Origin of the sequence: Brevibacillus sp. BD137 (assembly GCF_041644655.1) — a bacterium.
Lineage (GTDB): Bacteria > Bacillota > Bacilli > Brevibacillales > Brevibacillaceae > Brevibacillus > Brevibacillus brevis_D.
Genome location: NZ_JAOTNO010000006.1, coordinates 175,877 through 189,581 on the forward strand (window position 1 = coordinate 175,877; position 13,705 = coordinate 189,581).

General features: G+C 47.0%; 12 protein-coding genes. 8 read left to right on the plus strand and 4 right to left on the minus strand.

Translation table 11 applies throughout. The annotated features are described in order from the left end of the window. Window positions 1-116: 116 nt before the first annotated feature. The gene (gene gmd / locus ODZ53_RS15705) at window positions 117-1,085 is read right to left on the minus strand and encodes a GDP-mannose 4,6-dehydratase (protein WP_372678171.1); all 969 of its coding nucleotides are present in this window, start codon (window positions 1,083-1,085) and stop codon (window positions 117-119) included. Between the two features lie 191 nt (window positions 1,086-1,276). Here gmd and ODZ53_RS15710 point away from each other — a divergent pair, with 191 nt between their 5' ends. Then, window positions 1,277-2,071 (plus strand): glycosyltransferase family 2 protein, encoded by a 795-nt coding sequence (locus ODZ53_RS15710; RefSeq protein ID WP_372678173.1) that lies wholly within the window; start codon window positions 1,277-1,279, stop codon window positions 2,069-2,071. On the opposite strand, the gene glf is transcribed toward ODZ53_RS15710, so the two are convergent. Beyond that, entirely contained in the window at window positions 2,072-3,193 is a 1,122-nt protein-coding gene (glf, locus tag ODZ53_RS15715; RefSeq protein ID WP_372678175.1) for a UDP-galactopyranose mutase, read from the minus strand. Between the two features lie 106 nt (window positions 3,194-3,299). Here glf and ODZ53_RS15720 point away from each other — a divergent pair, with 106 nt between their 5' ends. After that, the gene (locus tag ODZ53_RS15720; RefSeq protein ID WP_372678177.1) at window positions 3,300-5,036 is read left to right on the plus strand and encodes a phospho-sugar mutase; all 1,737 of its coding nucleotides are present in this window, start codon (window positions 3,300-3,302) and stop codon (window positions 5,034-5,036) included. 6 nt (window positions 5,037-5,042) lie between these two features. Here the strand turns inward: ODZ53_RS15720 and ODZ53_RS15725 are convergent, their stop codons facing one another. Next, a complete protein-coding gene (locus ODZ53_RS15725; protein WP_372678179.1) occupies window positions 5,043-5,750 on the minus strand; it encodes a hypothetical protein in 708 nt (235 codons plus the stop codon). A 200-nt stretch (window positions 5,751-5,950) separates the two neighbouring features. Between ODZ53_RS15725 and ODZ53_RS15730 the strand changes: the two genes are divergently transcribed. The 6 genes from ODZ53_RS15730 (at window position 5,951) to ODZ53_RS15755 (ending at window position 12,742) form a co-directional block, all read left to right on the plus strand. Beyond that, entirely contained in the window at window positions 5,951-6,808 is an 858-nt protein-coding gene (locus tag ODZ53_RS15730; RefSeq protein WP_372678181.1) for a hypothetical protein, read from the plus strand. A 125-nt stretch (window positions 6,809-6,933) separates the two neighbouring features. Then, window positions 6,934-7,905 carry a GDP-mannose 4,6-dehydratase gene (locus ODZ53_RS15735; protein WP_199929074.1) on the plus strand — a complete coding sequence of 324 codons (972 nt, stop codon included), beginning with the start codon at window positions 6,934-6,936 and terminating at the stop codon, window positions 7,903-7,905. A gap of 44 nt (window positions 7,906-7,949) precedes the next feature. Further along, on the plus strand, window positions 7,950-9,185 hold the full coding sequence (locus tag ODZ53_RS15740; RefSeq protein ID WP_372678183.1) for a glycosyltransferase family 2 protein: 1,236 nt from the start codon (window positions 7,950-7,952) through the stop codon (window positions 9,183-9,185). Window positions 9,186-9,215: 30 nt separating this feature from the next. Beyond that, window positions 9,216-10,172 carry a GDP-L-fucose synthase family protein gene (locus ODZ53_RS15745; RefSeq protein ID WP_199929076.1) on the plus strand — a complete coding sequence of 319 codons (957 nt, stop codon included), beginning with the start codon at window positions 9,216-9,218 and terminating at the stop codon, window positions 10,170-10,172. After that, on the plus strand, window positions 10,169-11,275 hold the full coding sequence (locus ODZ53_RS15750) for a glycosyltransferase family 4 protein (RefSeq protein WP_372678185.1): 1,107 nt from the start codon (window positions 10,169-10,171) through the stop codon (window positions 11,273-11,275). Before ODZ53_RS15745 ends, ODZ53_RS15750 begins: the two co-directional genes overlap by 4 nt. 27 nt (window positions 11,276-11,302) lie before the next feature. Next, window positions 11,303-12,742: an FkbM family methyltransferase gene (locus ODZ53_RS15755; RefSeq protein ID WP_372678187.1), complete on the plus strand. Its 1,440-nt coding sequence runs from the start codon at window positions 11,303-11,305 to the stop codon at window positions 12,740-12,742. 51 nt (window positions 12,743-12,793) lie between these two features. Here the strand turns inward: ODZ53_RS15755 and ODZ53_RS15760 are convergent, their stop codons facing one another. Then, on the minus strand, window positions 12,794-13,681 hold the full coding sequence (locus tag ODZ53_RS15760; RefSeq protein ID WP_372678189.1) for an NAD-dependent epimerase/dehydratase family protein: 888 nt from the start codon (window positions 13,679-13,681) through the stop codon (window positions 12,794-12,796). Window positions 13,682-13,705 lie beyond the last annotated feature (24 nt).

The following is a 13,705-nucleotide window of genomic DNA, read 5'->3' on the forward strand; positions in this document are numbered from 1 at the left end:
ATAACCATTAATAGGTTGTCCTTTTCGATAATCAGGCTACCTTCATGATCAAATAAAAGAAAAACACCCCTTTTTCTCCCGCAATCGGAAATAGGGTGTCCTAAATAGGCTTTCTCTTATGGTTTGGCAACCCGCTTCATATCCGCTTCGACCATCATGTGAATGAGCTCTTCCAGCTTCGTTCTCGGTGTCCAGTCGAGCTCTCTTTTCGCTTTTTCCGGATTGCCCAACAAAATGTCCACTTCTGCTGGCCGATACAATTCCGGGTCGATCACGACATAATCCAGGTAGTTCAACCCAACATAATCGAAGGCGATTTTGCACATTTCTTCCACCGTCGATGTTTTTCCTGTCGCGATGACATAATCATCCGGCTTATCCTGCTGGAGCATCAGCCACATCGCTTCTACGAAATCTCCAGCAAAGCCCCAATCCCGCTTCGCCTGAATATTCCCCAGCCGCAGCTCCTTTTGCTTGTTGGCGGCAATTCTTGCAACAGCATGTGTCACTTTCCTCGTAACGAATTCCAGTCCACGCAAAGGCGATTCATGATTGAATAAAATGCCGTTGGTGCTAAACATCTGAAAGCTTTCCCGATAGTTTTTGGTCATCCAGTAGCCAAACAGCTTGGAGACTGCATATGGGCTTCTTGGGTAAAAAGGCGTTTGCTCCGATTGCTGTGGCTCCTGGATTAATCCGTACAGCTCGCTTGACGAAGCCTGATACATTTTGATAGCAGGGTCCGTTTCCCGAATCGCCTCCAGAACATGCAGGACACCAATTCCCGTTACTTGCGCGGTCAAAATAGGTTGTTCCCACGACGAACCGACAAAGCTCTGTGCACCTAAATGATACACTTCCGCTGGTTTACATGCCTTCAGCGCACGCGTCAACGACGACACATCCAATAGATCGCCGTCCTTGTACTCTACCTGATCTGCGATGTTCAAATACTCCAGCCGCCACCTGTCCACTGTGCTCCGACGTGGAACCAGTCCCACCACATGGTATCCCTTCTCCAGCAGAAATTTTGCCAGGTAAGCCCCATCCTGACCTGTAATTCCTGTAAGGAAAGCTGTTTTCATCCGTTTCTACTCCCCTTCTTCAGGCTGTGCCGTAATGTTGATTCCGGTAAGTTCCCTTGAGCATCTCTTAAGCTTATGCCGGATCATGTTCATACGTTCAGTTGTCAGGGTGAGGGTCAAGAATAGAAGTCCGTAATAAACTAATGAAAGCAAGCCGTTGTCATAGATCAATAAGGAGGTAGGCAGGTAACATGTCGCTCATTACCGTCGTGATTCCAACCTATAATCGGGCGAAGTATCTCCCCACAGCCATCGAAAGTGTGTTGAACCAAACACACAAGGAATGGAAGCTCCTCATTGTAGATGACGCCTCTACTGATCATACACAAGCCATCGTCGAAAAGTACCTCGGTGATCCCCGCATTCACTATGTGCTACTCCCTGAAAATTCAGGGATTGGAAAAACAATGGCTGCTGCTCTGGAACGAATTGATACGCCCTACTTTGTCTCACTTGACTCGGATGACTGGTTCGACGGAAAAACCTTAGAAATTTTGTTGGATGAGATGGAACGCCAGCCGGAAACCACGAACGTCGTGTTCTCCAACACCGTTTTTTGGAGGGAAGTGGGTGACACGCGTGAACTATCCGAAATCATGCGGCCTCGGATCTATGAAAATAAGTATGATTACCTGGAAGCTCCAATGGTTTGGCCTCGTTTTTATCGGACACAAGCGGTTCGTGATGTCGGCGGATTTGAATATGACGATCCCATGCAGGGAAGGTTTTCTCATGACAAGTACATGTTATTAAAATTGATCGGAACAGGTGATATTCACTGGGTCGATGCGAACCTCTATCATTATTTGATTCACGAGAGCAACAATTCCCACACAAAAAACTGGCCGCAATGGACAAAAGCAAGAAAGTACATTCTAACGAAAATCTTGAAGCTGTGGGGAGACGAGTACGAGCCTGTTTTTGTGTACACACCCCAGGGCTGGATCTATGTGAGCAAGCTCATTCCAAAAGAGAAGCCTTCCTAACTATTCTGCGACAATCTGCTTAAACAAGGTCAATGCCCGCGCCACCGCTTGATCCATGTTGTAGTATTGATAGTCCGCGAGTCTGCCCGCAAAAAGCACCTGATCGCGTATTTGCTCCGCTTCTTGTTTATAGAGGCGGTACCGTTGACTGTTTTCCTTGCGGGGAATTGGATAATACGGCTCGTTTTCGCCAGGTGAATACGACTGTGGATATACGAAGGATATAGTTGTGTGAGGAACGACTTGACCTGTGAGGTGCTTTTGTTCGAGGATTCTGGTGAAATCATACTCATTGGGATAATTGACAGTCCCCACTTCTTGATACCATGCCTTTTGATGCGTTTCAAAATGAAAGCGCAGGCTTCGATAAGGCAATCGCCCATGCTTATAGCCAAAAAAGGAATCGATCGGGCCGGTGTAGATCATTCGTTTATACCTAATTTCATCCGCGATTTCTTGATAGTCCGTATTGAGGAGCACCTTTATATTCGGATGGTCGAGCATGCGATGAAACATAGCTGTAAAGCCATGCAACGGAATTCCCTGATACGTGTCCTGAAAAAAGCGATTGTCCCTGCTGACATACACAGGAACCCTTGCGGAAACAGACGGATCCAGCTCCTCCGGCTTCAAATCCCATTGCTTGATCGTATACCGATGAAATACTTTTTGATAAATGAACTCAGCCAAAAAGCCAAGCTCTGCATGAGCACTTTCCCGAAGCTTCAGAATCGGAATCTTCGCCCCGAATCCATATTGACGGATCAGCAAGCTCTCCAGTTTCTGAGCATATTGCGGAGAAAACAATGCGGACAATGCATTTAGATTGAAAGGCAACGGTATTTTTATGCCATCGACATAGGCACGCACCTCATGGAAGTACGGCCGCCACTGGGTAAAACGCGATAAATAGTCCCAGACCAGCTTGGAATTCGTATGAAAGGTGTGCGAACCGTATTTGTGAATCAGTACCCCCTGCTCGTCATAGCAATCATAGGCATTTCCTCCGATATGATTGCGCCCCTCTACTACCAACACTTTCTGATCGAGCTCATTGGCAATCCGCTCTGCGAGTGTAGCACCCGTGAATCCAGCTCCGACAATCAGCCAATCCACCTTCATGTTAGACTCACATCCTCCCGTCCTAATCACATCCACTCACTCACTTACCATTCCGTTAATACCCTAGTAAATGATGTCGTACTCTACACGTGGGAGTGAACTCTACATGAATGCAAACTGGCACACACACTACACACGCTGGAACGAGTGTGAATCCCTCGATCCAGAGCTTCGTCAGCAGTTAACCGCCATGCACGCTGATGAAAAGCAGCTTGCGGATTGCTTCTCTGCACCGATTGCATTTGGAACCGGAGGGATGCGCGGGGTCATGGAGCCGGGAATAAACCGCATCAACCTTTACACGATTCGCAAAGCAAGCGCAGGGCTGGCTCTTTATTTACTCGAAACATACCCGAATCTGGCCGTCAAAAAAGTCGTCATTGCCTATGATTCACGGAAACACTCACTGTTGTTTGCCAAAGAAACCGCCAAAGTTCTCGGACAGTACGGGATTACTACATGTATATTCAAACAGCTGACTCCTACCCCTCTGCTTTCCTTTGCCGTGCGCCACTATCGTGCGTGTGCTGGCATTGTCATTACAGCAAGCCATAATCCGCCCGAATACAACGGGTACAAAATTTATGGCGCAGACGGGGGACAAATTACACTCGCGACAGCCGAACGGCTGATGGACCATATCGTTGTAGCCGGAAATGAACTCGAAATCACTCCAGCAGATGAGCAAGAGCTGTACAAAAATGGGCTGCTCCACTACATTGACGATTCTCTCTTGCATGCGTATTTGGAAAAAGTAAAGCAGTTGCGCGTCCATCCAGACTTATCTCCTGCCATCCGGGAGCAAGTGAAGATTGTCTTTACCCCCCTGCACGGCACGACCCATGACTCGATCACGCGCGGATTGAAATTATTTGGGTATACACAAGTGCATGTCGTTGAAGAGCAAGCTATCCCCGATCCTAACTTTTCGACGGTAGACTCGCCTAATCCCGAAGAACCTGAAGCCTTTCAATTAGCGATTTCATACGCCAAACAGATGGATGCCGACATGATCATGGGGACGGACCCTGATGGAGATCGCCTTGGCGTGCTGGTCAAAAATCAGGCAGGAGACTACAACGTCCTGACAGGAAATCAGTTGGGAACCATGCTTCTTCATTACCTGCTGGAAACCAAACAAAAAAAGGGGGAGCTCCCCCCAAACGGCCTTGTCTTGAAAACAATCGTCACGTCCGAAATGGGTAGAGCCATCGCGGTAGACTTCGGTGTATCAACAGAAGACACCCTGACAGGCTTCAAATATATTGGCGAAAAAATCGAAGCCTATAAAAAAAGTGGAGCGTACGTCTTCCAGTTTGGATACGAAGAAAGCTACGGATACTTAATCGGTGATTTTGTCCGGGATAAGGATGCCGTACAAACTGCTTTGCTACTTGCTGACATGTGCGCGTATTACAAATCACAACACAAAAGCCTCGCTGACACACTGAATGACTTATTCGACCGTTACGGTCATTATGCAGAAGAGCTGATTTCTTTCACATGCAAAGGTGGAGAAGGCATGCAAAAAATATCGGCAACGATGTCTTCCCTGCGCAATCAGCCACCTTCCCAAATCGCCTCCCACCCCATCCTAGCCATCGAAGATTATGCCAGCGGAATCCGCACCGATTGTCAAACAGGTACAACCACACCGCTCACCTTGCCAGCCTCGGATACGATCAAATACTTTTTCCATGATCATGCGTGGTTTTGTGTCAGACCCTCAGGTACGGAGCCCAAAATCAAAATTTATTTCGGAGTGAAAGGAACGAGTAGTCAAGATAGCCAAGAAAGGCTCTTCTCCTTGAAGCAAGCTGTCTTGCAGCTGTTCGATTTTTAGTCAGGACTAGATTTCCAAATAGGGACCGGACTGAGGAGGATGTCCGCCCGCGACTGACCCGTAACGAGGAGGATGATAAGCCTGTTCTGGTGTTAATTCAGGGAAACCGGATTGAAGAAGTAAGTCGCGTCTTACAAAAAAAGCGTTGACGCCCTTTGAATCTGTCCCCACCAAGGCATATCCCAAGCTGGTTCCCAAAATGGCCAGGGAAGTCAAACTGGCACCATAGTAGGTATTCCCACCCCATTTAAAATCCGGTTGATACACGATCACCATTTTTTGTGGAGGCGGAAAAGCCGCATTGTACTCAATAACGACAAGTCTCGGGGTGTAGGCAGAAAGAGCTTGCCATACCCAGTAGTCATTGCCGTCAATGTCGATAGAGAGCAGATCAAATTCTTTTTGGACACCATTTTTTTCGAATAAACCAGCAATATTTTCTCTCGTGATTAACTCATTCTTGATGATGATCTGGGGATAGGCAGCATAATCCGCAGACATTTTATTGCAGCTGTTCAGGTCGGCTTCCATCGCCAATCCGCTCCATCCATGCTGCGTGACGAGATTTTTTATCAAGCATTCCGAGCCATCGCCAACCCCGAATTCTACACAATAGCGATTCGTAGTTCCGATTCGCGAAAATATTTCTTCAATGATGCCGTCCTCTCCATTTTGAGAGTACACTTGCCTTTCATATCGGTTTAACAGATCCATTCTCTCCATGCCTCCATTCACAACGTCCCTCTTTTCGTATCTTATTTATCTTTTTGCGGATACGATTGGTCATTCAATGAACAGGCCGCAAAACAGGCTATTTGCATGGTTTCAAGGCCCTCCTCGGGACAATATATTAGGATAAAGTTTATCAATAGGAGCCTAGCAGGCATTTTGCAAGACAGAGGAGATGTATAATTGTGAGTTTGCCCATCGTGTTTATTCACAGAACGGCTGAAGAGCATGTAGGATTATGCATGCAACAGGCGAAATACAGCAACCCTTCTTCTCGTGTCATTCTTATCGGGAGCCCAGAAAACAAGTATCTTTCTACAGGAAATACAGAGCACTTCCTGTTGAGTCATTTCTACCAAAGCGCCCAAGCTTTCTCTCATGTTTACAAGCACTCCACTTCCAACACCTACGAATACAATCTGTTTTGCTTCCAACGCTGGTTTATTTTGCGCGATTTTATGAGGAATCAAGGGATAGAACGTTGCTGTTACCTGGACTCGGACGTCATGCTATTCACCGATATCAGCAAGCGATACAACGAGGAGTTCGATGACTTTACATTTGAGTATACCTGGACGACTGTATGCGATCTGGAAAAACTCAATCAATTTTGCGATTACGCGACCAAATTTTTTCGCGACCCGCTTCACTACGAGACTCTGCTTCAATTTGCAAAAGAACTCGGAGATGTCCCCATTTCCGACATGGTGTTGTTTATCCTGTTTCACAATTACGCGCTTCGCCGTAAAGCTACGTATGGTATAGTCGCCAACGGCTTTTTCGATCATAATCTCAACTGTCCTTTTGCTCCATCCTGCCCGCAGGCTGACAGTCAAGATGGGAAAAAGCAGATTTATCAAAAGGCTGGTGCTCTTTTTTGCAAAATAACGGGCACGACTGACTACCTTCCTGCTCATTCCTTGCATTTTCAAGGACACGCAAAAGCATATATCCCCTTCTTTGGCTCACAGGCTATCCCGAACACAGATGATTTCATGTTTTTCGACTATGCGACCTGCAAATGGGTGCATGCCGAGCCCTGATCCCCATAAAATTCCCTCTGGAAACGAGCTGTATGCCGTGCCATTTTTCACGTTTTTCCATATTCATAATATGTTAAGCTGTTCATCCTTCGCTACGAGCATCATGGACAGGGGGGATTCGACTCATGAAGGCATTGATTACCGGAGTAACGGGATTTGCCGGCAGTCACTTGGCTGAGTATCTACTGTCGCGGGGAGATGTAGATGTTTACGGTACATTCCGGTCCCTTACCAAAAAGGAGCAGCTGGGGCACCTGATAGACCGCGTGCATATGGAAAACTGTGAATTAAAAGATCCCCAATCTGTAAATGAACTCATCCAGAGAATAAAGCCTGATCTCATTTTTCACCTGGCTGCCCAAAGCTTCGTCCCCACCTCGTTGTCATCTCCTGCGGATACGATGGTGAACAATATTGTCCCACAGTTACATTTGTTCGAGGCGGTACGCAACCATGCTGTTGCTTGCAAAATTCAAATCGCATGCTCCAGTGAGGAGTATGGTTTGGTTTATCCGGAGGAAATCCCCATTAAGGAGACCAACCCACTCCGTCCTCTTAATCCATACGCGGTCAGTAAAATCGCCCAGGATTATCTCGGATATCAATACCACCACAGTTACGGTCTGGCGATCATCCGTACACGTACGTTTCATCATACAGGTCCGCGAAGAGGCGAAAGCTATGTGACCTCCAATTTTGCCAAACAAATTGCCCAGATTGAGCTTGGTCTGCAAGAGCCAAAAGTGCATGTCGGCAATCTTGAGGCCATTCGAGACTTCACGGATGTGCGGGATATTGTCAAGGCGTATTGGCTGGCGATTACCCGAGGTGAACCAGGCGATGTCTACAATATATCCGCGGGTACTCGCTACACCATAGAGGACATGTTGAAGACACTACTGTCCTTGACTGATGTGCAGGTAGAAATACATGTAGACACCAATCGGTTGCGCCCCTCTGATGTGGACATTGTATTGGGAGACTCTTCGCTGTTCCGAGAAAAGACAGGATGGGAGCCCGAGATCTCCTTCCAGCAAACGATGGAAGATTTATTGAATTACTGGCGCTCTGTACTACGCCAACAGATCAGCCCTTAAAAACGCCGAGTGGATGAGTAGAAAAAATCAGGAGGGAACTTCTTATGTCCATGCAATCCCTTCCTCTCGTCAGTGTCATCACCCCTTCGTACAATCAGGCAAAATTTATCAAACGAACAATCGAAAGTGTACTGACACAGGACTATCCCCATATTGAGCATATTGTAGTCGATGGCGCCTCAACTGACGGTACACAGAATATTTTGCAGCAATACAGCCACCTGGCAGACCGCTTCCGCTACGTTTCCGAACCAGATCGCGGCCAATCCCATGCTATCAATAAAGGATTACAAATGGCACGTGGTGAGATTATCGGATGGCTCAATTCAGATGATACGTATTTTCCCGGTGCCATTCGAAAGGCTGTAGCTGCCTTACAGCAGCATCCCGAATGGGGCGTGGTATACGGTAAAGGGCTCCACATTGATGAGGATGACAAAGTAAAATATCCGTACATTTGGGTGGAGTTTGACAGAAAAAAATTGTTTCATTTCAACATCATCTGCCAACCCGCTGCTTTCCTGCGAAAGCATGCCTTTGAAGCAGTTGGTGGTGTAAATGAAGAACACGACTGGTGCATGGATTACGATTTGTGGAACCGGATTTCCCTGCATTATCCGATTGGAACGATACCGGAATTCTTGGCTAACTCACGCTTATATGACGCATGCAAAACGTTTGTCTATGAATTGGAGCCAGGGTTTTCCGAAATTTTGAAAACAAGCGTGAAGCATCATGGCACCATCTCAAATGAATGGCTCTATCACTATACGCAGAATCATTACAAGCAAGGAGCCTTTTGGTTTCTCAATAAACTAAAAGCGTATCATGCTTTCGGGCCCTCTCCCCAAATCATCGCATCCAACCGTTACTCGGACTCATGGGCTCCCCAAAACCTGCGGATGACCATCGAAGCCAGCCATGGACCGATGAACGCTTTGCTTATCAAAGGAAGCAACCACGATATCGCCCCCCTTCTTCATTTCCATGTCATGAGGAATGGAAAATTCGTATACAAATTCCAAGTTACCCAAGGGCGTTTTCAAGTCGTAATTCCCATAACCTCAGAGGGACAGCAATGCGAAGTGAGTATTTTTTGCAGCCAGCAGATTCTTCAGAACCACCCCAACAATCCTGAAGTCAAACGCTCTGTCAGCTACCACCTGGAAGAAGTCCTCCCGCTTTCCTATGAGGAGTACCAATTTTATCAGGAATTTACCAAAGGCAAGGCCCAGATCGAAAATTGGGTAAATCGCAGAGTCCCTTCGCCTCGAATTTGAATGCGGACGAGAAAGGCAGGTTGACAAGAATTGAATCTGGCGAAAAAACGGATTGTGGTTACGGGTGGATCAGGATTTCTAGGAAGCCACGTCGTTCATCAATTACGCAAGCTGGACTGTACGGACATCTTCATCCCTAGAAGCCATGAATACGATCTTCGCAAAGAACATGATGTGAACAAGATGTTGCAGGATTTCCGTCCTGATATCATTCTTCACTTGGCTGCCGTCGTTGGCGGAATCGGCGCGAATCAAAAAAATCCCGGGAAATACTTTTACGATAATTTGATCATGGGGACTCAGCTCATGGAGCACTCCCGTTTATTCGGTGTCGAAAAATTTGTAGCTATCGGAACCATTTGCTCCTACCCGAAATATGCTTCCGTACCGTTCCAGGAAGAAGATATATGGAATGGTTACCCTGAAGAAACCAATGCTCCGTATGGCTTAGCCAAGAAAATGATGCTGGTACAATCACAAGCCTATCGCGAGCAATACGGGTTCAATTCCATTTATTTGCTCCCTGTCAATTTGTACGGCCCGGGCGACAACTTCGATTTGGAAACCTCACACGTCATCCCTGCCATCATTCGAAAATGCGTAGATGCTATTCGCAATGACGAGAAGAAGATCGTCCTCTGGGGAACAGGCAGCGTCACGCGCGAGTTCATTTATGTCGAGGATGCGGCACAGGCGATTATTGCGGCAACCATGAACTATGATCAATCCGAACCGGTCAATATCGGTTCTGGTCAAGAAATCTCCATCAAAAGCTTAGCAGAAACGATCAAGCAGCTAAGCGGCTTCCAAGGAGAGATCGAATGGGATAAAACCAAGCCAGACGGACAGCCGCGCCGCCTTTTAGATGTGACCAAAGCAAAAGAGCATTTCGGCTTCGTGGCACAAACGTCCTTACTCGCTGGCTTGGAGAAAACGATCGCTTGGTACATGGCACATCCTCACGTGCAAGGGAGGATCCCTACATGAGAGTCGGAATAAACCTGATGTCAGTGATTCCTGGCAAAATCGGCGGGATGGAGCAGTATGTCAGGAACTTGCTGGCCTACTCGATGAATGCTGGGGATGGCCATCAGTGGTTTCTTTTTTTATCCTCACACAATTTCCATACCTTTGAGGTGCAAAAAAATGTGCGCAAATTCATGGTCCCTGACCACGGTAATGCACACGCGATGCTTCATTTCTGGATAAACTCCCTGCAGTTGAATTTGTGGTTTTGCCCGCTGCTTGTATTGAATCCAGCCGATGTCACAATCCCTTCTGTGATCAACATTCCTGATATCCAGCACGAGTATTACCCGGAGTTTTTCGATGCACATTCCTTGCGTTGGCGACTAGACAACTACAAATCGTCTGCAGAGCGTTGTAGTGCCGTGCTGACGCTGTCGGAGTTTTCCAAACAAACAATCCTCCAAAAATTCGGGCTTGCTCCGCATAAAGTACATGCGATCCACCTGGATGCCTCCCGGGAATTTTCCTTGCCGCATAATGAGGCACTCAACCAACAGGTCATACAAAAGTATAAGTTGCCCAGCGAATACGGCTTTTTCCCCGCGAATACATGGCATCACAAAAATCACCTGAATGTATTCAAAGCACTTGTCACTTTGCGGGATAAACACCAAATCCGAATTCCCATGGTTTTCACCGGTTTTGCTCAAGAGGCTCATCAAAACGTCATGAATTACATCACAAATAATCAGCTTTGGGACCAAGTCAAATGGCTTCATTACGTACCGCAGGAAGAGATGCCTTACTTGTACCGGAATGCCCAGTTCCTTTGCTTCCCTTCCCTCTTCGAAGGCTTTGGCATTCCGCTGGTAGAAGCCATGAAGTCCAACATTCCAATCGTTTGCTCCAATGCAGGGAGTATTCCTGAGGTGGTGGGTGACGCTGCTCTCACCTTCGACCCGAATATTTCCGATGATATCGCGGTGAAGCTCGCCCATCTTTATTTGACACCTGAGGCACGAGCAGACCTGGTTGCCAAAGGCATCCATCAAGCTAAGCATTTTTCGTGGGAGAAATGCGCGCGCGAAACTTTGGCTGTCTTTTCTTCTGTCGCACGCTAATGTCATTTGAAAGGAGGTCATCCTTGTATGTCACGCATGCAGCAAATTCGGGATACGTGGAGGAAGGAGCGCCGAATCCCGTTTCCGTTAACCGAACAAGAAACTTGGGATTTTTGGCTGTTGGAAGCACCGACAAACGATTTGAAAAAGTCGAAGATCAAGCATATCGCAAAAACGATGGGCATCCGCACCTTGATCGAGACAGGTACGTTTAAGGGCGACATGTTGCAAGCAATGAAACACCATTTCGACTTGCTTGTTTCCATCGAGCTGGATGAAGCATTGTTTATCGCGGCAAAAGAGAGATTCTCAGGCGACAGCCACATCCATATCCTCCACGGTGACAGTGGAAAAGTATTGAGCAACCTGATGCACTCTGTTACATCACCTTGCTTGTTTTGGCTGGACGGTCATTACATCCCGCGCTCAACGGAGGCAGCCAAGGGGGACCTGGACACCCCTATCTTGCATGAGCTGGCTGCCATTTTGCAGCATTCTGTTCATAATCACGTCATTTTGATTGATGATGCTCGTTGCTTTATTGGTCCCAATCCATTATTGAAAGATTATCCCACTATCCAAGAACTACGAGAATTCGTTCATTCTCTTCGTCCCGACCTCTTATTCGTCGTCGGAAATGACATCATCATGATCTACAATCCACTTGAAGGAGCAACAAATTCGATGAAGAAAGTTGACTTTCACCTGCCGTTTGACAATCAAACCTTTACCGTCTATGGGGACGACTCTGATCAAAGCGTCCTGTACTTTATGGAGTATTACAAAGGGTACTATGAAGACTACGTTATCCATCCTCTGAAAAAAATCGTACAACCTGACCATGTTTGCCTAGACATCGGAGCGAACATCGGTGCGATCTCGCTCGCCCTGAGCTATCTCACGCCTCAAGGCAAGGTGTACGCATTCGAACCCTCCGACGCCAATTATCCTTATCTCCTGCGAAACCTGTCCGAGAATCACATTACCAATGTCGAGCCACTCCAGCTGGGAATAGCGGACCGGAACGGGAACATTCATTTTCATGACGACCCGCGTGGGGGCGGATGGTCTTATATCCCGCATGAGCCTGAGGCAGTGGAGAAATCCACCCAATTCATATCATGTGTCAGGCTGGATGACTGGGTAGAGCAAAATATGATCTCGCGCATCGACCTGATTAAAATTGACGTGGAAGGCTCTGAGGTCATCGTCTTGGAAAGTGCCATGCGAACGCTTAAGCAGTGGGACCCGGATGTGATCATTGAATTCAACCCTGAGAGCATCACGGAAAACTTCGGCAGACATCCACTCGTGCTCTACACACTGTTGGAGAAATTGTTTACCCATCTGTATATGTTTAAACGGGACAATACAGTGGTAAAGGTGAAGAACTACAACCACTTACTAGACGAAATGAAACCTTTTCACGCTGATCTGTTTTGCACAAACAAGACGTTCCTCGATTAAGCGCACATGAAAAAACATGGCTGTAGGCTCGCCATGTTTTTTGTTGCGTTGCTATTTGAAAGTGGCCATTACCTTTCTCAATCCATCCTCCAGCTTCACTCGATGATTCCACCCTAGTGCTTGCAGCGGTCGAGTATCTGCATGTGAATACATGATTTCCCTATCTGTATACGCAATCGATCCGAACTTCAAAACCGTGCTTGATTGCGTCATCTGATGAACCATTTCTACAAACTCTCGTATCGAAGTAGCCGTACCTGTCCCTACCTGGTATTCCGTAAAGCCCGCGGGTAAACGAGCAGCATGCGCCAACAACACGCGAAAGGCAGCAACAACATCCTCCACATAAATAAAGTCTCTTGCTTGATTCCCTTCTGTAAGCCTTAGTTCAGGTTGATTTTCGAGACAGCTTTTGATGACAGAGGTCACAAATTTATTCGTATTGTCATAAGGACCATACACATGCTCCAGCCTGACGTTGATGAATTGTAGGGAAGAGGTATCTGCTAGGCATTTTCCCCATTCTCGAAAATGACGCTTCGTCAAATTGTATGGTTTCAGATGTTTGGATAATCGGGTGGGCGCACTGGAAAACGTATCTGTATTTAGAAAAACAGGGGTACCAAAGCGCATAGCCATATCCAGCAGCTTCAGTGGAAAGGTCACATTGGCATCTACCATCGTGGTAATGCTCTCGGTGTTTCGTCCATAACAGGTTGCCGTATGGATGATTGCGTCGATTCTCCCCTGCTCGAAAAAAGGAGCTTCCCATTGACCGTGATCCGCATCATACGTAATCAAATCAGGCAATATGTCCTGGATACGCGAGCAATCAGAAGTACTCCTTTTCAAGATGATGACAGTATGTCCGTCCAATCGCAGCGCTTTTACGAGCTGGCTTCCGAGAAAGCCTGTCGCGCCGGTCACTAGTATCTTCATTCGGGATCGCTCCCCTTCACCTGC